Genomic DNA, 23,800 nt, shown 5'->3' with positions numbered 1-23,800 from the left:
TCCAGGGCGTCGGCGACCTGCATGGCCAGCTCGCGGGTCGGGACCAGGATCAGGCCGCGCGGGTGCTTGGGCCGGGTGCGCTCGCCGCCCGCCAGGCGGGTCAGCAGCGGGAGGCCGAAGCTCAGGGTCTTGCCGGAGCCGGTGCGGCCGCGGCCGAGCACGTCCTTGCCGGCCAGCGCGTCCGGGATGGTCGCGGCCTGGATCGGGAACGGGGTGGTGACGTCGCGCTTGGCCAGCGCCCGGACGATCTCGTCCGGCAGGCCCAGGTCACCGAAGGTGATGGTGGGCTCGGCGGCCTCGGTCTCGTCGGCCTCGACGGAGGCGGACTCGACGGCGGCGTCGGTGGTGTCGATGGAGTCGGTGGCCTCGACCTCGGTCTCGAGGGAGGCGGTGTCGGCGGCGTCCGAACCGTTCGCGGGCATGCTGAAGCGGTCGTCGTCAACGAGAGACATGCAAAACCTTCCGGAAGTGGCACGCGCCAAAGTCCGGGGTTCTGTTCACAACCGCCTCTATGCGGTCAGCCACGGATCGCCGGAACGCGCCAAGGGCGCCAGATGGGAGTAGGGCGCCAATCAAATGGATCAAACTAACGATCTACCACCATACGGGAACCTCCGGATCAAAGGCAAACGTGCTGGCCAGGCCGGTATCAGCCAGCCGGACTGGCGCTCGGGGCAGTGGTTCCGGGGTCGGTCGGGGTGGGGTCCGGGGTGGGCGAGGCCGCCGGCGGCGGGCTGGAGCTGGGCTCGGCGGTCGGGGAGGAGGCCGCCGTGGGCGAGGAGCTGGGCAGCCCGTGCTCGCCGCCGGCACCCCTGGACGGCGAGGGGGAGGCCGAGGCCGCCGGGGCGCCGGGGCTGGGCGGGGCGCTCCCCACCATGGCCGGCACGGGCACCGGCTGGCCGGCACCGGGCGCCTCCGCGCCGGGCGTGGCCCCGGGCGCTCCGGCCTGCGCCGAGGCGCTCGCGCCCCCCGCACGCTCCACCCGCTGGCCGCTCACCGCCTTCCCGGGGGCGTGCGTCCCGCTCCCGCCCTTCCCCGGCGCGCCGGTCTGACCCACCGGCCGGCCGCTCACCTGCGCGTCCGAGGAGGCCGATCCGCCGACCGACATGCAGCCGGCCATGCTCGCCCCGGCCAGCGCCAGCACCGCCCCCGCGCGGGCCACCCGGACGACCCGCGCCACTCGCGCCGCCCGCGCCACTCGCGCACCCTGGACCGCCATCTGATCCGCCGTCACCTGGGCACCTCCCCTGCTCGGTGGCACGCGCCGGCGCGGCACCCGCCGCGCCCGGTCCACCTGCGGTGACCAACGCGCGCCCGACGGCCAGGACACGGCCCTCCCCCGAACGTCCCACCAGGGCACCGGCATCCGACCGACCGTCAGAACACCCGTGCGCCAAGGGGGCCGCGCCGGCACACCGGGCGAACGCCCGTCCGCACCGGCCCCGGGCACCCGCCCGGACCGGCCTCCGCGCGACCCCGCGACCGGGCCTCAGAACACCCCTGCCAGCGCCGCCCCGGCCCAGACCGCCGCCAGCCCGGCCACCAGCGTGCCGAGCACGTTCACCACCGCCGCCCGCCGGGGGCCGGCCTCGGCCAGCCGGAGCGTCTCCCAGGAGAAGGTCGAGTACGTGGTGAGCGCCCCGCAGAGCCCGGTGCCGAGCAGCAGCTGTCCGCGGCTCCCGCAGACCCCCGCCACCAGCCCGAGCAGCAGCGAGCCGGCCACGTTCACGGCGAAGGTGCCCCAGGGCAGCGCCGCCCCGTACCGGGCCCGCAGCGCACGGTCCGTCAGGTAGCGCAGCGGAGCGCCGGCCAGCGCACCCGCCGTCACCAGCAGCCAGTTCACGAGGCCTCCCCCCGTCCGGCCCCGCCCCGTCCGGACGCCCGCCGCCCGGACGTCCACCGCCCGGCCAGCCACCTGGTCGCCCCGGCCGCCGCCCACACCGCCGCCAGCGCCCCCAGCAGGGTGGCCGCCGCGTACGCCGCCGCGAGCGGCAGCCGGCCGGCGTCGGCCAGCCGGTGGACGTCCAGCGCGTAGGCGGAGAAGGTGGTGAAACCGCCGAGCACCCCGGTGCCGAGGAACGGCCGGATCAGCCGGTGCGGCTGCCGCACCTCGGTGACCAGCACCATCAGCACGCCCATCGCGGCGCAGCCCAGCACGTTGACGGTCCAGGTGGTCCAGGGGAAGCCCCCCTCCGCCACCGGCCGGACCAGCCCCGCCCCGTACCGGGCGAGCGCCCCGAGCGCCCCGCCGAGCGCGACCACCAGGACGACCGGGCCCTCGCCCGACCACCGCTCCCGTCGCTCCGTCCCCGTCCGCACCGCCCCAGTCAACCACCGGCACGCCGGAGACCCGGTGAACTGCCGTCGCGGATGATCTGGCACACCGTCACCCCACGCCCGACAATGGACCGGTGGACATGACCCGGGACGAGTTCGAGACGCTGGTCGCCGATGCCCTGGACCAGATCCCGCCGCAGCTCGCGGCGATGATGGACAACGTGGCGGTCTTCGTCGAGGACGAGCCCGACCCCTCCGACCCCGACCTGCTCGGGCTCTACGAGGGGACGCCGCTGACCGAGCGCGGCGAGTGGTACGCCGGGGTGCTGCCCGACCGGATCCTCGTCTACATGGGCCCGACCCTCCGGATGTGCGACACCCGGGAGGAGATGGTCGCCGAGGTCCGCACCACCGTGATCCACGAGGTGGCCCACCACTTCGGCTTCGACGACCACGAGCTGCACGAACTCGGCTGGTCCTGAGCCCGCGACCCTCCCGCCCCGCCCGGAACCGTTTTGGCGTTCACGACCGGCATCCCATATGCTTCTCACGTCCCCGACCGGTGCGAGTCACCCGGACGGGCCGCAAGCCCTCATCGTCTAGTGGCCCAGGACGTCGCCCTTTCAAGGCGGTAGCACGGGTTCGAATCCCGTTGGGGGCACGCAGTACCCGTAGTACAGTCGGTGCAGCAAGACCGGACGTCAGTCCGACAAGGTCCTGTGGAGCAGTTGGTTAGCTCGCCACCCTGTCAAGGTGGAGGTCGCGGGTTCAAGTCCCGTCAGGATCGCTCGTCCCGCGAGGGACGGTGCAGTACGGCCAGGTAGCTCAGTTGGTACGAGCGTCCGCCTGAAAAGCGGAAGGTCGCCGGTTCGACCCCGGCCCTGGCCACAGCGTGAGCCCCGGAGCGGAAGCTTCGGGGCTCTTCTGTTTCCCGTCCTGGCGCCCCGTCACCCCGCTCCGACCCGGGGCCCCGTGGGGCCCCGGCCGGGGTGCCGGGGGCGCTGAGGGTGCGTCAGAGGTCCTTGCGGCGGTAGAAGCCGTACTCGGTCCCCATGGTGGCCACCCGCGAGACGGTGCCGGAGCGGCTGGCGTTCTCGATCGCGATGTACTTGGTGTGGGACTCGTCCACCCAGCCGCCGAAGAGGATGGTGTGGCCGCTGTTGATCAGCGCGTCGCCCGGCTTGAGGTCGTTCTTGGAGATCTTCTCCGAGACGCTCGGGTCCATCAGGGCGGTGGTGTTGAGCCCGCCGTAGGAGCCCGGGTCGAGGCCCCAGGCGGCGCTGACGAAGCCGGAGCAGTCGACCCGGTACTTGTCGGTGATGGCGCCCTGGCTGTAGCCGAGCTTCATGTCGACGCGCTTCATGGCGCGCTCCAGGATGTCGTGCCGCTCGTCCGAGAGGCCGTCCAGCTTGGGGCGGACCAGGGCGCCCTTGCCCTCGCCGTTGTGCGGGTGCTTGCCGTAGGAGTCCTTGCCGCGGGCCCAGTCCTCCCAGCTGTCACCGTTGATGTAGCGGACGTTCTTGTCCCCGGTGGTGTGGTCCTTGTACTTGCTGTGGTCGCCGTTGCCGTCGGGGCGGGTGCTGCCGCCGCCACCGCCGTCACCGCCGCCGGTCCCGTGGCCCCCGCCACCACCGGTGCCGTGACCGCCGCCACCGCCGTTGCCCTTGCCGTCGCCCTTGCCGGCTATCTCGGTGGAGGCGGGGGGCTGCTTCTTCTCCTTGTCCTTCATCTCGTCGTGCACCTTCCGCTCCGCTTCGGTGTACTCCTTGATGACCGACTTGATCCGCTCGGCGTCCTGGGCGATGCCCTGGGTGAGCTTCTCCTTGGTCTCCATCAGGTGCCGAGCCCGCTTCTCCACCTCCTTCGCGTCACTCAGCACGTCGTACGCGACGGCGAAGCCGGCTATGCCGGCCAGCGGGCTGACCGACAGGTCGACGGCGACCGCCTTGGCCAGGGTGGACTGGATCTTCCCGAGCTTCGCCTGGAGCTCCGCCATCCTCCGACTGGTCTCCTGCCAGTCCTTCTGGATCTTGCCGAGCTCCTGCAACTGGACGCCGAACTGCTCACCGGCCATGGTCCCCGTACCCCTTGTCGTCCTGGTGAATGCGCTGTCGGTCAGAAGCTGGCGAGCCGCTTGACCGCCTGGCTGAGCCCTTCGAGCTCGTCGGCGACCCCGGAGATCTCGCGGACCCGGCCCTGGGCGTGGTTGACGAAGGCGTCGGCCGCCGGGCCGTGCCAGGTCAGGTGGCCGAGCGCGGTGTTGACGTCCTTGCCGAGCTTGTCGAACTCCTTGCCCAGTTCGGCCAGTTCGGCGGCGATCTGGTTCAGTTCGTCCTCGCCGCCGCCGAACATCTCGCCGAGCGCCCAGCGGGCGATCTCGGCCGGGGCCATCACGATGTCCTTGACCAGCTTGGCGCCCGAGGTCACCAGACCAACGGCGTCGTCCCATGCCGCACTGAAGAAGTTCAAAGCCGCTCCCCCGGAACCTCACGTCGAAAAGAAAAGGATGACAATCCGTCAAAAGGCTATCGGACCACCCTGCCACCGCGGAGCCCGCAGGGGTGCGCGGCGCCGCACGGCACTGCTACAACGAGCGGACCCCGGAGGCCAGCACGGCGACCGCCTCCAGCGCGAGCCGCCCGTCCGGCCCGGCCTGCGCCGCGGCCAGCCGGTCGTACTCCCGCTTGAGCCCGGCCACCCGCGGGGCCGGCAGCCCCGTCACCACCAGACCGACGTTGGCCACCCCGCCGGCCGGGCCGGCCCACCAGTCCTCCGGGTCCGCCCGGTGGGTCCAGGCCAGCTCCCGGCCGTGCGGCTCGGCCCAGCCCGCCTCCGCGAGCAGCCCGGCCAGACCCTCCGGGGTGCGCTCGAAGGCGACCGGGACGGGCGGGAAGGAGGGGCGCTCCACCCCCTCCTCGTCCAGCACCTGGTTGAACAGGTCCATCGCGCGGTTCCCGGCCGTGTGCCAGAGCGTGACCGCCACCCGGCCGCCGGGTCGCACGACCCGGCGCAGCTCGGTCAGCGCGGCCACCGGATCGGCCACGTGGTTGACCACGAAGTTGGCCACCACCGCGTCGAACCCACCGTCCGCGAAGGGGAGTTCCGGCAGCTGGGCGAGCGAGACCGGCACCTCGGGCAGCCGCTCGGCGGCCGCCTTCACCATCTGCGGCTCGGCGTCCACCGCCGTCACCTCGGCGCCCAGCGCCAGGGCGGCCGCCGCCGCGTTGCCCGTGCCGGTGCCGACGTCCAGCAGCCGCACCCCGGGGCCGGCCCCGGCCGCCGCCAGCAGCGCGGGCAGCGCTCCGGCACAGAGCCCGGCGAACCCCCGCGCGTACGCCTGCGCCACCCCGTCGCCGCCCCACATCCGCCGCTCGTGCACGTCGAAGTCCTGCACACCCGCTCCTGTCGTCGTTCGGTGCTCCACCGGAAGAGGACGCGGCCGGAGCCGGTTCGGCTCCACCGGCCCGGGCCGGGGTGCCCTGCGGGCGGCAGAGGGGGGAGGAGAAGGGGGGCCGGAAGAAGTCAGGACCGGAGCCCGTACGGCTCCACCAGCCCCGGGCCCGGGTGCCCTGCGGGCAGCGGAGGGGGAGGAGAAGGGGGGCCGGAAGAAGTCAGGACCGGAGCCGGTTCGGCTCCACCAGCCCCGGGCCCGGGTGCCCTGCGGGCAGCGGAGAGGGACGGCAGGGGAGGGGGACGGCGGAAGCGCACGCGGCCTCACCGGCGGGCCGGGTGCCCCGTGGGCGTCGGGGCGGGAACAGGAACCGCCCCGGCCGCGCTTCACCCGCGGTGGCCCCCGCCGGAGGCCCGTTCGGCTCCACCCCGGTGCCGCAGGCCCGTGCGCGCGGAGGGCGAGGGGGCCCGTCTGTGACACTGGAGGGGCTCGAAAACCGAGGTGCGCCCGCGCGCTCCTCCTTGCGAACCTAGAGGGATGTCCGCAGTGAGTTCTCCCGTAGCCCAGCCCGCCGAGGCCCCGAAGGCGCCCAGCATCGGGGAGCTGGCCGCCCGGCTGCCCGAGCTGACGCTGCGTGACCAGCAGCGGATCGGCCGCCGCCTGGACGGCGCCCGCCGGGTCCGCAAACCCGAGGCCCGGGAGGCCATCGCGGCCGAGCTGGTCACCGAGATCGACCGGGCCGAGCAGCGGATGGCCCAGCGCCGCGCCTCCGTCCCGGTCATCCGCTACCCCGCCGAACTGCCGGTCAGTCAGAAGAAGGACGACATCCTGGCGGCCGTCCGGGACCACCAGGTGGTGATCGTCGCGGGCGAGACCGGCTCCGGCAAGACCACCCAGATCCCGAAGATCTGCCTGGAGCTCGGCCGCGGCGTGAAGGGCCTGATCGGCCACACCCAGCCGCGCCGGATCGCCGCCCGCACGGTGGCCGAGCGGGTGGCCGAGGAGCTGGACACCCCGCTCGGCGAGGCGGTCGGCTGGAAGGTCAGGTTCACCGACCAGGCCGGTCCGAACACCCTGGTCAAGCTGATGACGGACGGCATCCTGCTGGCCGAGATCCAGACCGACCGGGACCTGCGCCAGTACGACACCCTGATCATCGACGAGGCCCACGAGCGCAGCCTCAACATCGACTTCCTGCTCGGCTACCTCAAGCAGCTGCTCCCCCGCCGCCCCGACCTCAAGGTCGTGATCACCTCCGCGACCATCGACCCGGAGCGCTTCGCCGAGCACTTCGACGACGCCCCGATCATCGAGGTATCCGGCCGCACCTATCCGGTCGAGGTCCGCTACCAGCCGGTCCTGGAGGAGGACGAGGACGGCGAGGAGATCGACCGCGACCGGGACCAGGTCCAGGCGATCTGCGACGCGGCCCAGGAGCTCCAGGCCGAGGGCCCGGGCGACATCCTGGTCTTCCTCTCCGGCGAGCGCGAGATCCGCGACACCGCGGACGCCCTCAACAAGCTGAAACTCAAGTTCACCGAGGTCCTCCCGCTCTACGCCCGGCTGAGCTCCGCCGAGCAGCACCGGGTCTTCCAGCGCTCCAACTCCCGCCGGATCGTGCTGGCCACCAACGTCGCCGAGACCTCGCTGACCGTCCCCGGCATCAAGTACGTGATCGACCCGGGCACCGCCCGGATCTCCCGCTACAGCCACCGCACCAAGGTCCAGCGCCTCCCCATCGAGGCGATCAGCCAGGCCAGCGCCAACCAGCGCAAGGGCCGCTGCGGCCGCACCTCGGACGGCATCTGCATCCGGCTCTACTCGGAGGAGGACTTCCTCTCCCGCCCCGAGTTCACCGACGCCGAGATCCTGCGCACCAACCTCGCCTCGGTCATCCTCCAGATGACCGCCGCCGGCCTCGGCGACATCGCCGCCTTCCCCTTCCTCGACCCACCGGACTCGCGCAACATCAAGGACGGCGTCAACCTGCTCCACGAGCTGGGCGCCCTCGACCCGGCCGAGAAGGACCACCGCAAGCGCCTCACCCCGCTCGGCCGCAAGCTGGCCCAGCTCCCGGTGGACCCGCGGATGGCCCGCATGGTGCTGGAGGCCGACCGCCTGGGCGTGGTCCGGGACGTCATGGTGATCGCCGCCGCGCTCTCCATCCAGGACCCGCGCGAACGCCCCGCCGAGAAGCGCCAGGCCGCCGACGACCGGCACCGCCGGTTCAACTCGGAGACCTCCGACTTCCTGGCCTACCTGGCGATGTGGCGCTACGTCAGGGAGCAGCAGAAGGAGCTCTCCTCCTCCGCCTTCCGCCGGATGTGCAAGACCGAGTTCCTCAACTACCTGCGGATACGGGAGTGGCAGGACCTCTACACCCAGCTGCGCACCGTCGCCAAGCAGCTCGGCGTCACCTTCGAGGAGCCCCACGAGGACGCGGAGCCGGACGCCGACCGGATCCACCAGGCACTGCTCACCGGCCTGCTCTCGCACCTCGGCCTGTACGACGTGGAGAAGCGCGAGTACGGCGGCGCCCGCGGCGCCCGGTTCGCGATCTTCCCGGGCTCGGGCCTGTTCAAGAAGCCCCCGCGCTGGGTGATGTCCGCCGAGCTGGTGGAGACCTCGCGCCTGTGGGCCCGGATGAACGCCAAGATCGAGCCCGAGTGGGTCGAGCCGCTGGCCGAGCACCTGATCAAGCGCAGCTACAGCGAGCCGCACTGGGAGAAGAAGGCCGGCGCGGTGCTGGCGTACGAGAAGGTCACCCTCTACGGGATGCCGATCGTCGCCCAACGCAAGATCAACTACGGTCGGATCGACCCCGAGCTCTGCCGCGAACTGTTCATCCGCAACGCCCTGGTCGAGGGCGACTGGGAGACCCACCACCGCTTCTGGGGCGAGAACCGCAAGCTGCTCAGCGAGGTCGAGGAGCTGGAGAACCGGGCCCGCCGCCGCGACATCATGGTGGACGACCAGACCCTGTTCGACTTCTACGACGCCCGGCTGCCGGAGGAGATCGTCTCCACCCGGCACTTCGACGCCTGGTGGAAGAAGGCCCGGCACGACCAGCCGGACCTCCTCAACTTCGAGAAGTCGATGCTCATCAACGACTCGGCGGACGGCGTCACCGAGGCGGACTACCCGGACTACTGGCAGCAGGGGAAGCTGAAGTTCAAGCTGACCTACCAGTTCGAGCCGGGCAGCGACGCCGACGGCGTCACCGTCCACATCCCGCTCCCGGTGCTCAACCAGGTCACCGCCGAGGGCTTCGACTGGCAGATCCCGGGCCTGCGGGCCGAGCTGGTCACCGCGTACATCCGGGCCCTGCCCAAGGCGATCCGGCGCAACTTCGTGCCCGCCCCGGACTTCGCCGCCGCCGCGCTGCGGCAGGTGAAGGACCGTCAGGAGCCCCTGCTGCCCACCCTGGAGCGGATCCTCAAGCGGATGACCGCCATCACCGTCCCCCCGGAGGCCTGGGACGACGAGCGCGTTCCGGACCACCTGCGGATCACCTTCCGGGTGGTGGACGGCAAGAAGAAGCTGGCCGAGTCCAAGGACCTGGAGGACCTGCGCCTGCAGCTCAAGCCCAAGCTCAAGGAGACCCTCTCCTCGGCCGCCTCCGGCCAGGGCATCGAGCGCACCGGCCTCACCTCCTGGCCGGAGGGCCTGCCGGTGCTCCAGCGCACCTTCGAGCAGCGCTCCCGGGGCCACTCGCTGCGCGCCTACCCCGCGCTGGTGGACGAGAAGGACTCGGTGGCGATCCGGCTCTTCGACACGCCCGAGGCCCAGCGCCAGTCGATGTGGGCCGGCACCCGGCGGCTGCTCATGCTGACCGTCAACTCCCCCGCCAAGTCCATCCAGGGCCGCCTGGGCAACCAGGCCAAGCTGGCGCTCTCGCACAGCCCGCACGGCTCGATCCCGGCGCTGTTCGAGGACATCGTCTCGGCCGCCACCGACCGCCTGATGACCCTGCACGGCGGCCCGGCCTGGGACGAGGCGGCCTTCACCAAGCTCTACGACAAGGTCCGCGCCGACCTGTACGAGCTGTCCGCCGACACCACCCTGAAGACCGCCACCGCCCTGATCGCCTTCCACAAGGCCTCCACCCGGCTCAAGACGGTCTCCAGCCCGGTCCTGCTCACCGCCGTCAACGACGTCCGCCTGCACCTGGCCTCGCTGGTCCACCCCGGCTTCGTCACCGACACCGGCTGGCAGCGCCTTCCCGACCTCAAGCGCTACCTGCTGGCCGTCGAACGCCGCCTGGAGGCCCTGCCCAACCACCCCCAGCGCGACCTCCAGCACCTCGCCAAGGTGCAGCAGCTCCAGGACGCCTACGGCGAGCTGCTCGCCAAGGTCCCGGCCGGCCAGGAACCCTCGGCCGAACTGCGGGCGGTCCGCTGGATGATCGAGGAGCTCCGGGTCAGCTTCTTCGCCCAGGGCCTGGGCACCCCGACGCCCGTCTCGGAGAAGCGGATCCTCAAGGCGATGGAGGCCGCGGCGGCGACCCTCTGAGGCCGGTTTTACCTGGACCCCAGGCATGCAGTACGATCTGTCTTGTTCGCAAGCGGGAGCAGGCGAACAAGACAGATCGACCAAGCAACATCCTGGTCCTGTGGAGCAGTTGGTTAGCTCGCCACCCTGTCAAGGTGGAGGTCGCGGGTTCAAGTCCCGTCAGGATCGCAGTGCCGAAGAGGCCCGGAACCGTCAGGTTCCGGGCCTCTTCGCGTTGCCCCTGACCCGGCGTCATCCGCTACGTCAGGCAGGTCTAGACCACAAGGTACGGTCCTGTGACCGTCGTCACTTATCTTTTCCTGAGACCGGACACTCGGACCCCCCTCCGAGGGACGTCTAATTTAATATGTAAAATTGCACATGTAATTACCCCCAATTCCCCCCACCCCCACACGCCCCAATAGGAACTCTGCATTCCGGACATGCCGAAGGGGCCGCATCCCTGACCCGGCGGAGTCAGGCACACGGCCCCTTGCGGTGAACGTCTTAAAAGGCCCCTGAGGGCCCCTCTCAGGCCTCGGTACGCTGCGCCGGAATACCGGCCAGCAGGGCACGCACCTCCGCCTCGCGGTACCGGCGGTGGCCGCCGAGGGTGCGGATGGACGTGAGCTTGCCCGCCTTGGCCCAGCGGGTGACCGTCTTCGGGTCCACGCGGAACATGGTGGCGACCTCTGCCGGCGTCAGCAGGGGCTCGGCGTCAGGGGTACGAGCGGTCATGAGCGGCCTCCTCGGGAGAACCGAACCAGGGCGGTTCTATCCTTCAAATTCTGCACCTTGGCCCGCGATGCCCGAAATGGCATAGACGGGCCGAGTCGGTAATAGGACGAACGGCTTGTCCTGGTGTCTACAACTACACCATTCGTCCAGCCCCATCGGCCAAACCGCCAAAATTGACCCCTCACGGGTTCAAGGGAGACGGATGGCCATGGACCACCCCATAACGGACAGTCACCAATCGGTGACAAGCGGTTATGGAGGACCAGACCCAACTGATTCCCCGCAAAGAGCGCACTGCCGTCAGATCCACCCAAAAGTGGACACACCCGAGTGAACTTGGGCTGGTTGTCCCATTTTTACACATAGGCGTAAGTAAGCGTCAACGGTGAGTAGTGTCACGTTCGAGGGGTATTGACCCGAACCGGGACCTTGGTCCCGACCATCGACACCAAAGGTCCCAACCATCATCACCCGTCCTGCTGACACCCCTGCCCACTCCGGGGCCTGACCTACCGTCAGCTGGCGTACCGAAGTGCGTGGACCCGCCGCCAGCGCTCCGTCACCGACTCGTACATCCGGGCCGCCTCGCGCCCGTCCCCGGCCCGCAGCGCGGCCACCCCGGCCTCGATCTCCCCCACCGAGTCCTCCTCGGCCAGCGCGGCCGCCCCGATCAGGTGCACCAGGCCGCCGTAGTCCAGCTCCACCAGCGAGCGCGGGTGGAACTCCTCCAGCCAGCGGCCCAGCTCCTCCACCCCGCCCGCCAGCGCCGCGCTCGGCACCCGCTCGCGCAGCGCCCGGTACCCCCGGGCCACCCGGCGCCGGGCCTGCGCCATCGGCGTCAGGTAGAAGAGGGCGGCCGGCGCCCCGCCCGGCTCGGCCGGCAGGTGGCAGCGGTCCTCGGTGCCGAACGGCAGGAACCAGCGCACCGGCACCTCCCACCGGCTGGTCAGGATCCACGGCCGGGCGTCCGGGTGGCCGGCCCGCCAGCGCTCCCGGTCGGCCTGGGCCGCGGCCCGCACGGCGGGCGGCAGCACGGTGTCCAGCAGCGAGGCCGGCAGCTGCTCGGTGAGCTCCTCCAGCGCCTGCCAGCTGCGCAGCCGGGTGGCCCACGGGCAGACGTACGTCACCCCGTCCACCACCCGGACGAAGGCCCGCTCGCTCTCCCGCTCCGGCAGCGGCCGGGGCGTCCGGGAGAGCAGCTCGGCCAGTGCCCCGCGCTGCTCGGCCAGCACCGCCGGGGCCACCGCCTGGCCCGGCTCCGCCGCGTCCGGCCCGTAGCGGGCCGCGTAGGACTGCCAGCGGGCCCGCTCCGGCCCCGCGTAGGCGGCCAGCGGCTCGTACACGCGCAGGTGCGCGGCGTAGGGCGGGAGCACTGATGTGCGCACGGCGGTCACGCCTCGCATCGTCGCACGGCGGACCGCTGCAGGGGGGCAGCTCGGGCACCTCGCCGGAGCTAGCATTCCGGCAGGCGCCCACACCACAGCAGTGGGCCACAGATACTGGAGTCACCACAGTGACCGACGTACAGATCGCGTCCGCCCCGCACCCCGCACCCGGCGTGCTGAGCAGGATCTTCCGCACCGAGCAGGACGGCGTCCCCGGCGACGGCCACGAGCAGGTCGTCCTCTGCCACGACCGCTCCTCCGGCCTGAAGGCCATCATCGCCATCCACTCCACCGCCCTGGGCCCGGCCCTCGGCGGCACCCGCTTCTACCCGTACGCCTCCGAGGAGGCGGCGCTCGAGGACGCGCTCAACCTCTCGCGCGGGATGAGCTACAAGAACGCGCTGGCCGGGCTCGACCTCGGCGGCGGCAAGGCCGTCATCATCGGCGACCCGAACAAGGTCAAGAACGAGGCGATGCTGCGCGCCTACGGCCGCTTCGTCGAGTCGCTGCGCGGCCGCTACGTCACCGCCTGCGACGTCGGCACCTACGTCCAGGACATGGACGTGATCGCCCGCGAGACCGAGTTCGTCACCGGCCGCTCGCCCGAGAACGGCGGCGCCGGCGACTCCTCCGTCCTCACCGCCTTCGGCGTCTTCCAGGGCATGCGCGCCTCCGCCCAGGCCCGCTGGGGCCAGCCGACCCTGCGCGGCCGCCGGGTCGGCGTCTCGGGCGTCGGCAAGGTCGGCCACCACCTGGTCGGCCACCTGGTCGCGGACGGCGCCACCGTGGTCGTCACGGACGTCTCCGAGGCCGCCGTGAACCGGGTCCGGGCCGCCCACCCGGACGTCGAGGTGGTCGCGGACACCGCTGCCCTGCTCGCCGCGCGGCTGGACGTCTACGCCCCCTGCGCGCTCGGCGGCGCGCTGGACGACCACACCGTCGCCGCCCTCGGCGAGGCGGGCACCTCGGTGGTCTGCGGTGCGGCGAACAACCAGCTCGCCCACCCCGGCGTGGAGAAGGACCTGGCCGGCCGCGGCATCCTCTACGCGCCCGACTACCTGGTGAACTCCGGCGGCGTGATCCAGGTGGCCGACGAGTTCGAGTCCGCGCACAAGGGCGGCTACAACTTCGAGCGCGCCAAGAACAAGGCCACGAAGATCTTCGACACCACCCTGGAGATCTTCACCCGGGCCGCCGCCGACGGCGTCCCGCCGGCCGTCGCGGCCGACCGCCTGGCCGAGAAGCGGATGCGCGAGATCAGCGCGCTCCGCTCGGTGCTGCTGCCCGGCGCGCGCCGGGGCTGAGCCCCCGCGGGCCCAGGGTCACGATGTGGAACCGGATTCTCGTTCGGTAGCCCGATCGGGCGATCCTGGGCCCCCCGCCGGGGGATACTCGGTCACGGAACAACGGACCTGGGCAGGCTCTGAACGGCCTGCGAAAGCCCGAAAACCCCCACGTGACCTGGAAGGACCTGGTTTCGGGGGGCGTCGGTGCGCGCCACGTCACACGGGCGACGTACCGTTCGGCGACGGAAACAGGTACCGTTAATGCTCCAAGGGACGGTTCTCCCACTTCGGGTAGGACCGCACCTGATCATGGATACGTGTCAGACTCGGGGCCGTGAGCCCCATCGTTGAGGGGGTCGACCCATGGGGCGCGGCCGGGCCAAGGCCAAGCAGACGAAGGTCGCCCGCGAGCTGAAGTACAACAGCGGCGGGTTCGACGCCAACCGTCTGTCCAGCGAGTTGGGCGTATCAACACCGCCTCCCGTTCCGGTCAAGCCGGAGCCCATCGAGGAGGACGACGACCCGTACGCTGCGTACGCGGATCGTTACAACGACTACGACGACGAGGAAGCGGACTCGGGCAGTCAGCCCGGTCGTCGCTGACCACGCCTTCGGAAGACCGGCTCGACCACCCCTCGGGGTGACGAGCCGGTCTTCGTCGTTCCCCGGGACGCACTGCGGCCGGACAGGCCGAAGGGCCCCCGGAGGGGCCCTTCGGACCTGCGGTCAGAGCAGCTCGAAGCCGTCGTAGGAGTTGTACAGCGCCGCGCCGTCCGCGTGCTCGTCGGTGCGGTCCACCACGTCGCCCAGCAGCCAGGCCTCGACGCCCCGGTCCTCCAGGATCGAGAGCACCACGTCGACCGACTCCGGCGGGACCACGGCCACCATGCCGACGCCCATGTTCAGGGTCTTCTCGATCTCCAGGGCGGCCATGTTGCCGACCTTCGCCACGGTCTGGAAGACCGGGAGCGGGGACCAGGTGCCGCGGTCCAGGCGGGCGTGCAGGCCGGCCGGGATCACCCGGGCCAGGTTGGCCGCCAGGCCGCCGCCGGTGACGTGCGAGAAGGCGTGGACCTCGGTCGCCCGGGTGAGCGCCAGGCAGTCCAGCGAGTAGATCCGGGTCGGCTCCAGCAGCTCCTCGCCGAGGGTGCGGCCGAACTCCTCGACCTGGCGGTCCAGCGACCACTTGGCCTGGTTCAGCAGCACGTGGCGGACCAGCGAGTAGCCGTTGGAGTGCAGGCCCGAGGCGGCCATCGCGATGACCACGTCACCGGCCCGGACGCGCTCGGCGCCGAGCAGCTTGTCGGCCTCCACCACACCGGTGCCGGCGCCCGCGACGTCGTAGTCGTCCGGCCCGAGCAGGCCCGGGTGCTCGGCGGTCTCGCCGCCGACCAGCGCGCAGCCGGCCAGCGTGCAGCCCTCGGCGATGCCCTTGACGATCGCCGCGACGCGCTCCGGGACGACCTTGCCCACGCAGATGTAGTCGGTCATGAAGAGCGGCTCGGCGCCGCAGACCACCAGGTCGTCGACGACCATGCCGACCAGGTCGTGGCCGATCGTGTCGTGCTTGTCCATCGCCTGGGCGATGGCCACCTTGGTCCCGACCCCGTCGGTCGCCGAGGCCAGCAGCGGGCGCTCGTAGCGCTTGAAGGCGGAGGCGTCGAAGAGCCCGGCGAAGCCGCCGAGACCGCCGACCACCTCGGGGCGGTCGGCCTTCTTCACCCACTGCTTCATCAGCTCGACCGCGCGGTCGCCGGCCTCGATGTCGACACCTGCGGCGGCGTAGGTGGCACCGCTCTGGTTGCTGGTCACGTGCTGTGGCCCTTTCGGGTCAGGGGTGGGGGTGTACGAGAACTGCACCGCCCCGGCCTGGGAGGACCGGGGCGGCGGTGGATCAGGGCCTGCGGAGCGCGTCGGCCGCGCCGTGCCCGCCCAGCAGCGACTGGACGCCGTCCAGGTCGGAGCCGGTGGACTTGCCCCGGACGGCCGGCTGCTGCTTGCTGCCGGCGATCTCGGCCTCCAGCAGCAGCTTGCCGAGCAGCGCCGGATCCGGCAGCTCCATCGGGTACTCGCCGTCGAAGCAGGCCCGGCAGAGCTTGTCCTTGGGCTGGGTGGTGGCCTCGATCATGGCGTCGATCGAGATGTAGGCGAGCGAGTCCGCACCGAGGGTGCGGCCGATCTCCTCCACCGTCATGCCGTTGGCGATCAGCTCCGCGCGGGTGGCGAAGTCGATGCCGAAGAAGCACGGCCACTTGACCGGCGGCGAGGAGATCCGGATGTGGACCTCGGCCGCGCCGGCCTCGCGGAGCATCCGGACCAGCGCGCGCTGGGTGTTGCCGCGGACGATCGAGTCGTCCACGACCACCAGGCGCTTGCCCTGGATGACCTCGCGCAGCGGGTTGAGCTTGAGGCGGATGCCGAGCTGGCGGATGGTCTGGCTGGGCTGGATGAAGGTGCGGCCCACGTAGGCGTTCTTCACCAGGCCGGAGCCGTACGGGATGCCGCTGGCCTCCGCGTACCCGATCGCGGCGGGGGTGCCGGACTCGGGGGTGGCTATCACCAGGTCGGCCTCGACGGGCGCCTCCTTGGCCAGCCGACGGCCCATCTCCACGCGGGAGAGGTGCACGTTGCGGCCGGCGATGGTGGTGTCCGGGCGGGCCAGGTAGACGTACTCGAAGACGCAGCCCTTGGGCTTGGCCTCGGCGAAGCGGGAGGTCCGCATGCCGTTCTCGTCGATGGCGATCAGCTCGCCGGGCTCCACCTCGCGGATGAAGGAGGCGCCGCAGATGTCGAGCGCCGCCGTCTCGGAGGCGACCACCCAGCCGCGCTCCAGGCGCCCGAGCACCAGCGGGCGGATGCCCTGCGGGTCGCGCGCCGCGTAGAGGGTGTGCTCGTCCATGAAGACCAGCGAGAAGGCGCCCTTGACCTTGGGCAGCACCTGCTTGGCGGTCTCCTCGATGGAGAGGTCCGGGTAGCCCGCGAGCAGCGCCGTCACCAGGTCGGTGTCGTTGGTCGCGGCGGACCGGCCGGAGCGCGAGACGTGCTCCTCACCGGGCAGCTCGGCGACCATCGCGGCGAGCTCCGCGGTGTTGACCAGGTTCCCGTTGTGACCGAGCGCGAGCGAGCCGTGCACGGTCGCCCGGAAGGTCGGCTGGGCGTTCTCCCAGACCGAGGACCCGGTGGTCGAGTAGCGGGCATGTCCGACGGCGATATGCCCGTGCAACGACCCCAGGGAGGTCTCGTCGAAGACCTGGGAGACGAGCCCCATGTCCTTGAAGACGAGAATCTGGGAGCCGTTGCTCACTGCGATGCCCGCGGATTCCTGACCGCGGTGCTGCAGGGCATAGAGGCCGAAGTACGTGAGCTTGGCGACCTCCTCGCCGGGAGCCCAGACCCCGAAGACGCCGCAAGCGTCCTGGGGGCCTTTCTCGCCGGGAAGAAGATCGTGGTTGAGTCTTCCGTCACCACGTGGCACGTCAACGAGTCTAGGGCAGTTCCGTACGCCTTCCCGAACGGGGGACGGCGCGGTTATTGGGCGATCGGATAGCAACGCGCGTAGACAAAACCCCTTACCGGGGTGGGGCTTTTCCCGGACACAATTCGTTGAATGCGCGGCTCGCCTTGGCGTACGCGGACTCCGGCCTTTCCCGATCATCCGCGCGGCCCCCGGCGGGGGGCGCGGACGTGACGCTGCTCACGCGGCCGGAACGAGGAGCTGCCAGACGCCCGGATGGAGGGTCCAGACCCGGGTGCGGACCGGACCGACCCGGCAGCCGTCGGCCTCGTAGCCGAAGCCGCGGCCGGCCACCGCGAGGCGGGCGGCGCGCAGGGTGCGGGGGCCCTCGGGGGTGTGCAGGCGCAGCTCCATCTCGCCGGCCCCGGCGGGCAGGCTGACCTGGAGGCGGTGCACGGCGTGCGGGAGGTCGGCGAGCAGGCGGCCGTCGGCCTCGATCCGCAGGCGGTGGGCGTCCGGGACGGGGGAGGTCCCCTGCTCGGCCGCAGCCAGTTTCGCCCATAGCGAACGCAGTGCCCCCGGGCGGCCGGTCCAGTCGCCGTGCACCCGGACCTCGCCGAGCACCACCCCGCCGCCGTCGTCCACCAGCAGGTCGAGCTTGCGGGCGCTGCCGCAGAGCACCGCCCGGGCGGCCGCCACCGGCTGGGCGGGGACGCCGAGCGCGCGGGCCGAGGCCACCGCCTCGGGGCGGCCGACCGGGACCACGCCCAGCGGGTCGGAGCCCAGGTCGCGCTGGCGGTGCAGGGCCTGGAGCACCCGTTGCAGAGCCAGATCGGAACCGATCACCACCGGTCGCCGTCGGCCCCGGTGCGCCAGCATCCGGTCGAGTTCGGACGGGCTCTCGGGCAGCGCCAGCTTCACGTCGGCTCCGCCGGCGAGCACGTCCCGAGCGATCCGGACCGACTCGCCGTCGGCCCGCCGGGCGGCCGGGTCGAGGAGGAGCAGCAGCTGGCCCGGCGCGCCCGGGTCGGCGGCACGGCCCTCGGGCGTGGACACAGACGACACGACCCGTCCTTCCTCAGGTAATCTCTCGGTGCAAGAGCCCCTTGCGCTATTGCGCCAGGGGCTTCGTCTATCTCGGGGCAGACTGCGGCCTACGCAGGATGCCCCAACCCGAAGGGGTGTACGCCTGTGCCGGCACTCGTGATCGTTGGTGCCCAGTGGGGAGACGAGGGCAAGGGGAAGGCGACGGACCTGCTCGGCGGCTCCGTCGACTACGTCGTCCGCTACCAGGGCGGTAACAACGCCGGTCACACGGTGATCATCGGCGATCAGAAGTACGCCCTGCACCTGCTGCCCTCCGGCATCCTCAGCCCGAACGTCGTCCCGGTGATCGGCAACGGCGTCGTGATCGACCCGGGCGTGCTGCTCTCCGAGCTCAACGGCCTGAACGAGCGCGGCATCGACACCTCGAAGCTGCTGATCTCGGGCAACGCGCACCTGATCACGCCGTACCACCGGACCCTGGACAAGGTCACCGAGCGCTTCCTCGGCAAGCGCCGGATCGGCACCACCGGCCGCGGCATCGGCCCGACCTACGCGGACAAGATCAACCGCGTCGGCATCCGGGTCCAGGACCTCTTCGACGAGTCGATCCTGATCCAGAAGGTCGAAGCGGCGCTGCACGACAAGAACCAGCTGCTGGTCAAGCTCTACAACCGCCGCGCCATCCCGGCCGACCTGGTGGTGCAGGAGTACCTGGGCTACGCCGACAAGCTCAAGCCCTTCCTGGCCGACACCACGCTGGTGCTCGACGAGGCGCTGAGGGCGAACAAGGTGGTCCTGCTGGAGGGCGGCCAGGGCACCCTGCTCGACGTCGACCACGGCACGTACCCCTTCGTCACCTCCTCGAACCCGACCGCCGGCGGCGCCTGCACCGGGTCCGGCATCGGCCCGACCAAGATCGACCGGGTCATCGGCATCCTGAAGGCGTACACCACCCGGGTCGGCTCCGGCCCGTTCCCGACCGAGCTGCTGGACGCGGACGGCGAGGCGCTGCGCCGGATCGGCGGCGAGCGTGGTGTCACCACCGGCCGTGACCGCCGCTGCGGCTGGTTCGACGCGGTGATCGCGCGCTACGCGACCCGGGTGAACGGCATGACCGACTTCTTCCTCACCAAGCTGGACGTGCTGACCGGCTGGGAGCAGATCCCGGTCTGCGTCGCGTACGAGATCGACGGCAAGCGCGTCGAGGAACTCCCGTACAACCAGAGCGACTTCCACCACGCCAAGCCGATCTACGAGAACTTCCCCGGCTGGACCGAGGACATCTCGAAGGCGAAGACCTTCGCCGACCTGCCGAAGAACGCGCAGGCCTACGTGAAGGCGCTGGAGGAGATGTCGGGCGCCCCGATCTCCGCGATCGGCGTCGGCCCCGGCCGGACCGAGACGATCCAGATCAACTCCTTCATCTGATCCGGTAGTTGAGCGCAGGGCCCCACCTTCGGGTGGGGCCCTTTGCTTTTGAACTAGTGCATAGTGCCCTTGCTGCTAGTGCAAAGCGCGGCTAACGTACCGGGACATGACCGCGAAGCTGCCCTCCCCCACCGTCCTGACCGGCCGTCACGTCCGGCTGGAGCCGCTCACCACCGCGCACGCGGCCGACCTGTTCGAGGCGGCCGGGGGCGACGAGGAGGTGTTCCGCTGGATCCTGGGGCCGGTGCCGGGCACGCCCGGGGAGATGGTGGCGGCGGTCGAGGCGCGCACCGGGGACGCGGACTGCGTCCCGTTCGCGGTGGTCCCGGTGGAGACCGGGCGGGCGATCGGCATGACCTGCTACTTCGACGCCTCGGCCGAGCACGAGCAGCTGGAGATCGGCGGCACCTGGTACGCCCGGTCGGCCTGGCGGACGGCGGTGAACACCGAGTCCAAGCTGCTGCTGCTCACCCACGCCTTCGAGGAGCTCGGCATGGGCCGGGTCTTCTGGAAGACCGACCACCTCAACCAGCGCTCGCAGGACGCCATCCGGCGCCTGGGCGCGCAGTACGAGGGGACCCTGCGCCGGTCCCGCCAGCGCCGGGACGGCAGCTGGCGGGACAGCGTGTACTTCTCGATGCTCGCGGACGAGTGGCCGCTCGCGAAGAACGTCCTGACGGGCCGTCTGGCCCGGGGCTGATCCCTACTCCATGCCCGCCAGCACCAGCGGCAGGCGGTCGGCCCCGCCCGCGACCAGCTTCACCGGGACGCCCCAGTCCTGCTGGTGCACGTGGCAGGCCGGGTACTCGATCTCCGGGTCGTCGTCGCAGGAGGCGGCCATCGCGGAGACGTGCAGCACGCCCTCGGTGAGCTCGCCGTTGAGCACCAGCTCGCGGGTGAGGTCGCTCTCCGCGCCGGCGCCGGAGAGCAGCAGCTCGGGCGGGGTGGAGGAGACCAGCAGCCGGGTGGACGGGCCGTAGCGCTCGTCCAGCTTCTGGCCGGTGGGGGCCTGGAAGACCACGTCCAGCCGGAGCGGGCCCGGGGCCACCTCGGTGGCGGCGCGCTGGGTGCGGTGGGCCACCGCCTCGACCCGGACGGCCTCCTCGGGGAGCCGGAGCCGGGTGAGCCGGTGCCGGGCCGACTCGACCACCACGATGTCGCCGCCGACCAGCACCGCGCCGGAGGGCTCGCGCAGGTCGGTGGCGAGGGTGGTGACCTCGCCCGTGGAGGGGTCGAAGCGGCGCAGCGCGTGGTTGTAGGTGTCGGCGATCGCCACCGAGCCGTCCGGGAGGACGGTCACCCCGAGCGGGTGCTGGAGCAGGGCCTGGCCGGCCTCGCCGTCGCGGTGGCCGAAGTCGAACAGGCCGGTGCCGACGGCCGTGTGCACGGTCTGGGTTTCACGTGAAACCCAACGGACCGCCGAGGTCTCGGAGTCGGCGACCCAGAGCTTCTCGCCGTCCGCGGAGACCGCCAGACCGGAGGGCTGGGCGAACCAGGCCTCCGCCACCGGGCCGTCCACCAGGCCCTCGTTGGTGGTGCCCGCCGCCACCGCGACCTCACCGGACGCCGGGTCGTAGGCCCAGAGCTGGTGCACGCCGGCCATCGCGATCCAGACCCGGCCGTCGAAGAAGGCCACGTCCCAGGGCGAGGAGAGGTCGACCTCGCGGCCGGGGCCCGAGGTGGGCGAGCCCTGCCACCACTGCTTGCCGGTGCCGGCCAGCGTGGTCACCGAGCCGTCGGCCAGACTCACCCCGCGCAGCGCGTGGTTGACCGTGTCGGCCACCACCACGTCGTAGCCGAGGCCCTCCGGGGCCAGCGCCAGGCCCGAGGGCTCGCTGAACCGGGGCGCGGTGCCGTCGGTGAAGCCGCGCTCGCCGTCGCCGATCCGGCGCACCACCGTCTCGCCGTCCTCGGCCAGCTCGACCAGCGAGTGGTGGCCCGAGTCGGCGACCAGGTAGTGCCCGTTCGGCAGCAGGACCGCCTTGCCCGGGAACTTCAGGTCCCCGGCGACCGGCTCCGGCGCGACGTACGGGCCGTCGCCGCGGCGCAGGGTGCCCTTGGCGGCGTGCTCCTGCTCCAGCTCCTCGACCAGCTTGGCGATCGCGTGCGCGTGCCCCTCGCCGGCGTGCTGGGCGACCACGTACCCCTCCGGGTCGATCACCACCAGCGTCGGCCAGGCCCGGACGGCGTACTGCTTCCAGGTGACCAGCTCCGGGTCGTCCAGCACCGGGTGGTGCACCTCGTACCGGGCCACCGCGTCCACCACGGCCTGGTGCTCGGCCTCGTGGACGAACTTGGGCGAGTGCACGCCGACGATCACCAGGGTGTCGCGGTGCTTCTCCTCCAACTCCCGGAGTTCGTCCAGGACGTGGAGGCAGTTGATGCAGCAGAAGGTCCAGAAGTCCAGGACCAGGATCTTGCCGCGGAAGTCAGCCAGCGACAGGTCCTTGCCGCCGGTGTTCAGCCAGCCGCCCTTCCCCACGAGTTCGGGGGCGCGGACACGAGCACGAGTAGCCATGCCCCCATCCAACCGCATGGGGGCACGGCCGCATTCCTCGTGCGGGCGGTGGCTACCAGTTGCCCCAGGTGCCGGTGGACCAGAGCGGCTGGCCGGTCTGGGAGTAGAGGACGAAGTTGCCGTCGTCCTGGACCTTGGCGTAGGCGTTGGGCTGGTTCCTGGTCGGCAGGGTCCAGCTGATGTTGTGGGTCTTCATGTCCCGCAGGTACAGGTTGCCGTGGATGTTGTTCACCGTGAGGCCCTGGCCCGGCCGGTTCCAGGTCCCGGTGGACCAGAGCGCGGCGCCGTCCCGCTTGCGGTAGAGCACCACGTTGCCGTCCTGCTGGTTGAGCAGCCAGACCGAGTTCGACCGGACCCACTGCCCGGGCTCCAGGACCCGGCTCTGGTTGACGACGCCCTCCCGGGGCGTGCCGTTGCCCTGGACCGCCGCGCCGAGACCCGTCCCGGGGTTCCAGTAGGTGGAGTTGTCGCCGACCCGCAGCCAGCCGCCGAGCATGGTCAGGGTGGCCCCCGGGTGGCCCCAGCTGCGGGTGCTCCAGAGCGCGCCGGCGCCGTTCTGGCGGTAGACCACGAAGTTGCCGTCCTCCTGCATGACGGCGTACGCGGACCGGTTGCCGTAGGTGCCGCTGGCCCAGACCGCCGGGCCGAGGTCGCCCTGGTCGTTGACCAGCCGGAGCACCAGGTTGCCGTCCTCCTGCATCACCAGCGCGGCCTCGCCGCTGACCAGGGCCTCGCCCGGCTCCAGCCGCTCGCCGGACCCGAGGGTGGCGAACTCGGCCTCGGCCGCCGAGGCGGTCACGGCCGGGGCCGCGACGGCCAGCAGGACGGCGCTGAGCAGGGCGGCCGCGGCGCGGCCGAGAGTGTTCGTCCGCATGGTGCGGAGCCCCCAAGGAGATCGTGGGCCCACGGAACCTCCGTGGACCCACGATTTCTACACTGCGGCCCGGACGGGCCGTCAGGCGGGGGTGATCACCAGTTGCCGTAGGTGCCGCTGGCCCAGATGGGCCAGCCCTGGCCGTTGTACAGCACGAAGTTGCCGTCGTCCTGGACCTTGGGGGTCGCGCCGCTCGGGTCGGTGACGTGGTTGGACCAGAGCGTCCCCGCCGGTCCCTGCATGCGCCACACCGAGAGCTCGCCGGTGTTGTAGCTGACCGTCGTCACCGCGCCCGGGTACCTCCACGTGCCGGTGGACCAGAGGCCCGCGCCGTCCCGCTTGCGGTAGAGCACCAGGTTCCCGTCCAGCTGCATCACCAGCCAGACCGAGTTGGAGGCCACGTACTGGCCGGAGGCCAGCCCGCCCATGCGGTCGAACACGGCCCGGTGGCCGGTCCCGCTCTCCCACCGCCGGGGCGACCCGTTGACGTAGAACGAGCCGTCCAGCAGCTGGACGTACGCGCCCTGCGATCCCCAGGTGCCGCTGGACCAGAGCGCGTCGCCCGGGCCGCTGCCATTCTGACGGTAGATCACGAAATTGCCGTCCGCCTGCATGACGGCGTACGCACCCCAGTTGTTGTACGTCCCGCTCGCCCAGAGCGGGACGGCGTTCTGGCCGTACGAACCGACCAGGTACAGCACCAGGTTCCCGTCCCCCTGCATCACCAGACGGGACTCCCCGCTGCTGATGCTCGCGCCGGGATCCAGCCGCTGGCCGGCCCGCAGGTAGGCGGAGTCCGCGGCCGCGGCCGGGGTGGCCGACAGCGCGGGCACCGCGGCGGCGAACACGGCCGCGCCGATCAGGGCGGCGGCCCTTCTGAGCATGGTCTTGCGCATTTCCTCGGACTCCCC

At 71.6% G+C, this 23,800-nt stretch carries 21 protein-coding genes and 4 tRNA genes; 11 read left to right on the top strand and 14 right to left on the bottom strand.

Features of this window, described 5'->3' with window-relative positions; translation table 11 throughout:
• The coding region (locus tag ABD946_RS40235; RefSeq protein ID WP_345290670.1) for a DEAD/DEAH box helicase at positions 1–452 on the bottom strand (452 nt) is incomplete at its 3' end.
• Between the two features lie 258 nt (positions 453–710).
• Between ABD946_RS40235 and ABD946_RS40230 the strand changes: the two genes are divergently transcribed.
• Positions 711–1,052, top strand: a complete 342-nt coding sequence (locus ABD946_RS40230; RefSeq protein WP_345290669.1) for a hypothetical protein — start codon at positions 711–713, stop codon at positions 1,050–1,052.
• A gap of 437 nt (positions 1,053–1,489) precedes the next feature.
• On the opposite strand, the gene crcB (ABD946_RS40225) is transcribed toward ABD946_RS40230, so the two are convergent.
• Positions 1,490–1,843, bottom strand: coding sequence for a fluoride efflux transporter CrcB (crcB, locus tag ABD946_RS40225; protein WP_345290668.1), 354 nt, complete (start codon positions 1,841–1,843; stop codon positions 1,490–1,492).
• Positions 1,840–2,319, bottom strand: coding sequence for a fluoride efflux transporter CrcB (gene crcB / locus ABD946_RS40220; RefSeq protein WP_345290667.1), 480 nt, complete (start codon positions 2,317–2,319; stop codon positions 1,840–1,842). Before crcB (ABD946_RS40220) ends, crcB (ABD946_RS40225) begins: the two co-directional genes overlap by 4 nt.
• Positions 2,320–2,417: 98 nt before the next feature.
• Here crcB (ABD946_RS40220) and ABD946_RS40215 point away from each other — a divergent pair, with 98 nt between their 5' ends.
• From ABD946_RS40215 to ABD946_RS40200, 4 genes are all read left to right on the top strand, one after another.
• Positions 2,418–2,759, top strand: a complete 342-nt coding sequence (locus ABD946_RS40215; protein WP_345290676.1) for a metallopeptidase family protein — start codon at positions 2,418–2,420, stop codon at positions 2,757–2,759.
• Between the two features lie 106 nt (positions 2,760–2,865).
• Positions 2,866–2,938, top strand: a tRNA-Glu gene (locus tag ABD946_RS40210).
• A gap of 52 nt (positions 2,939–2,990) precedes the next feature.
• A tRNA-Asp gene (locus ABD946_RS40205) sits at positions 2,991–3,064 on the top strand.
• A 27-nt stretch (positions 3,065–3,091) separates the two neighbouring features.
• Positions 3,092–3,165 (top strand) — tRNA-Phe (locus ABD946_RS40200).
• A gap of 124 nt (positions 3,166–3,289) precedes the next feature.
• Here the strand turns inward: ABD946_RS40200 and ABD946_RS40195 are convergent.
• The 3 genes from ABD946_RS40195 to ABD946_RS40185 form a co-directional block, all read right to left on the bottom strand.
• A complete protein-coding gene (locus ABD946_RS40195) occupies positions 3,290–4,351 on the bottom strand; it encodes an NlpC/P60 family protein (RefSeq protein ID WP_345290666.1) in 1,062 nt (353 codons plus the stop codon).
• Positions 4,352–4,392: 41 nt separating this feature from the next.
• Entirely contained in the window at positions 4,393–4,746 is a 354-nt protein-coding gene (locus ABD946_RS40190; protein WP_345290665.1) for a WXG100 family type VII secretion target, read from the bottom strand.
• Positions 4,747–4,861: 115 nt separating this feature from the next.
• Positions 4,862–5,671 (bottom strand): class I SAM-dependent methyltransferase, encoded by an 810-nt coding sequence (locus ABD946_RS40185; RefSeq protein ID WP_345290664.1) that lies wholly within the window; start codon positions 5,669–5,671, stop codon positions 4,862–4,864.
• Between the two features lie 534 nt (positions 5,672–6,205).
• On the opposite strand from ABD946_RS40185, the gene hrpA reads away from it, so the two are divergent.
• Both hrpA and ABD946_RS40175 read left to right on the top strand, forming a co-directional pair.
• Positions 6,206–10,180, top strand: a complete 3,975-nt coding sequence (hrpA, locus tag ABD946_RS40180; protein ID WP_380149503.1) for an ATP-dependent RNA helicase HrpA — start codon at positions 6,206–6,208, stop codon at positions 10,178–10,180.
• Between the two features lie 94 nt (positions 10,181–10,274).
• A tRNA-Asp gene (locus tag ABD946_RS40175) sits at positions 10,275–10,348 on the top strand.
• A 342-nt stretch (positions 10,349–10,690) separates the two neighbouring features.
• Here ABD946_RS40175 and bldC read toward each other — a convergent pair.
• Positions 10,691–10,897 (bottom strand): developmental transcriptional regulator BldC, encoded by a 207-nt coding sequence (bldC, locus tag ABD946_RS40170; protein WP_014137253.1) that lies wholly within the window; start codon positions 10,895–10,897, stop codon positions 10,691–10,693.
• A 515-nt stretch (positions 10,898–11,412) separates the two neighbouring features.
• Positions 11,413–12,300, bottom strand: a complete 888-nt coding sequence (locus tag ABD946_RS40165) for a DUF8083 family protein (protein WP_345290662.1) — start codon at positions 12,298–12,300, stop codon at positions 11,413–11,415.
• Positions 12,301–12,410: 110 nt separating this feature from the next.
• On the opposite strand from ABD946_RS40165, the gene ABD946_RS40160 reads away from it, so the two are divergent.
• On the top strand, positions 12,411–13,586 hold the full coding sequence (locus ABD946_RS40160) for a Glu/Leu/Phe/Val dehydrogenase dimerization domain-containing protein (RefSeq protein ID WP_380149504.1): 1,176 nt from the start codon (positions 12,411–12,413) through the stop codon (positions 13,584–13,586).
• 345 nt (positions 13,587–13,931) lie between these two features.
• Positions 13,932–14,171, top strand: a complete 240-nt coding sequence (locus ABD946_RS40155; protein WP_345290661.1) for a DUF3073 domain-containing protein — start codon at positions 13,932–13,934, stop codon at positions 14,169–14,171.
• Positions 14,172–14,294: 123 nt separating this feature from the next.
• On the opposite strand, the gene purM is transcribed toward ABD946_RS40155, so the two are convergent.
• The 3 genes from purM to ABD946_RS40140 all read right to left on the bottom strand — a co-directional run bounded on the left by purM (position 14,295) and on the right by ABD946_RS40140 (position 18,087).
• Entirely contained in the window at positions 14,295–15,380 is a 1,086-nt protein-coding gene (gene purM, locus ABD946_RS40150; RefSeq protein WP_345290660.1) for a phosphoribosylformylglycinamidine cyclo-ligase, read from the bottom strand.
• An 82-nt stretch (positions 15,381–15,462) separates the two neighbouring features.
• Positions 15,463–17,043: an amidophosphoribosyltransferase gene (gene purF, locus ABD946_RS40145; protein WP_345290659.1), complete on the bottom strand. Its 1,581-nt coding sequence runs from the start codon at positions 17,041–17,043 to the stop codon at positions 15,463–15,465.
• 219 nt (positions 17,044–17,262) lie between these two features.
• Positions 17,263–18,087, bottom strand: a complete 825-nt coding sequence (locus ABD946_RS40140) for a diacylglycerol kinase family protein (protein WP_345290658.1) — start codon at positions 18,085–18,087, stop codon at positions 17,263–17,265.
• 126 nt (positions 18,088–18,213) lie between these two features.
• Between ABD946_RS40140 and ABD946_RS40135 the strand changes: the two genes are divergently transcribed.
• Both ABD946_RS40135 and ABD946_RS40130 read left to right on the top strand, forming a co-directional pair.
• A complete protein-coding gene (locus tag ABD946_RS40135; RefSeq protein WP_345290657.1) occupies positions 18,214–19,497 on the top strand; it encodes an adenylosuccinate synthase in 1,284 nt (427 codons plus the stop codon).
• 106 nt (positions 19,498–19,603) lie between these two features.
• Complete coding sequence (locus ABD946_RS40130; protein ID WP_345290656.1) at positions 19,604–20,197, top strand: GNAT family N-acetyltransferase; 594 nt, start codon at positions 19,604–19,606, stop codon at positions 20,195–20,197.
• Between the two features lie 3 nt (positions 20,198–20,200).
• Here ABD946_RS40130 and ABD946_RS40125 read toward each other — a convergent pair whose 3' ends face one another.
• The 3 genes from ABD946_RS40125 to ABD946_RS40115 form a co-directional block, all read right to left on the bottom strand.
• Positions 20,201–22,015: an NHL domain-containing thioredoxin family protein gene (locus ABD946_RS40125; RefSeq protein WP_345290655.1), complete on the bottom strand. Its 1,815-nt coding sequence runs from the start codon at positions 22,013–22,015 to the stop codon at positions 20,201–20,203.
• A 52-nt stretch (positions 22,016–22,067) separates the two neighbouring features.
• The gene (locus ABD946_RS40120) at positions 22,068–22,889 is read right to left on the bottom strand and encodes a hypothetical protein (protein ID WP_345290654.1); all 822 of its coding nucleotides are present in this window, start codon (positions 22,887–22,889) and stop codon (positions 22,068–22,070) included.
• A gap of 95 nt (positions 22,890–22,984) precedes the next feature.
• Positions 22,985–23,785 carry a hypothetical protein gene (locus ABD946_RS40115; protein ID WP_345290653.1) on the bottom strand — a complete coding sequence of 267 codons (801 nt, stop codon included), beginning with the start codon at positions 23,783–23,785 and terminating at the stop codon, positions 22,985–22,987.
• Between the last annotated feature and the right edge of the window lie 15 nt (positions 23,786–23,800).

It is taken from the genome of Kitasatospora albolonga, assembly GCF_039535905.1.
GTDB classification, from domain to species: domain Bacteria; phylum Actinomycetota; class Actinomycetes; order Streptomycetales; family Streptomycetaceae; genus Kitasatospora; species Kitasatospora albolonga.
Note: the sequence above shows the minus strand (reverse complement) of the source record. Positions and strands in the feature narration are given on the sequence as shown.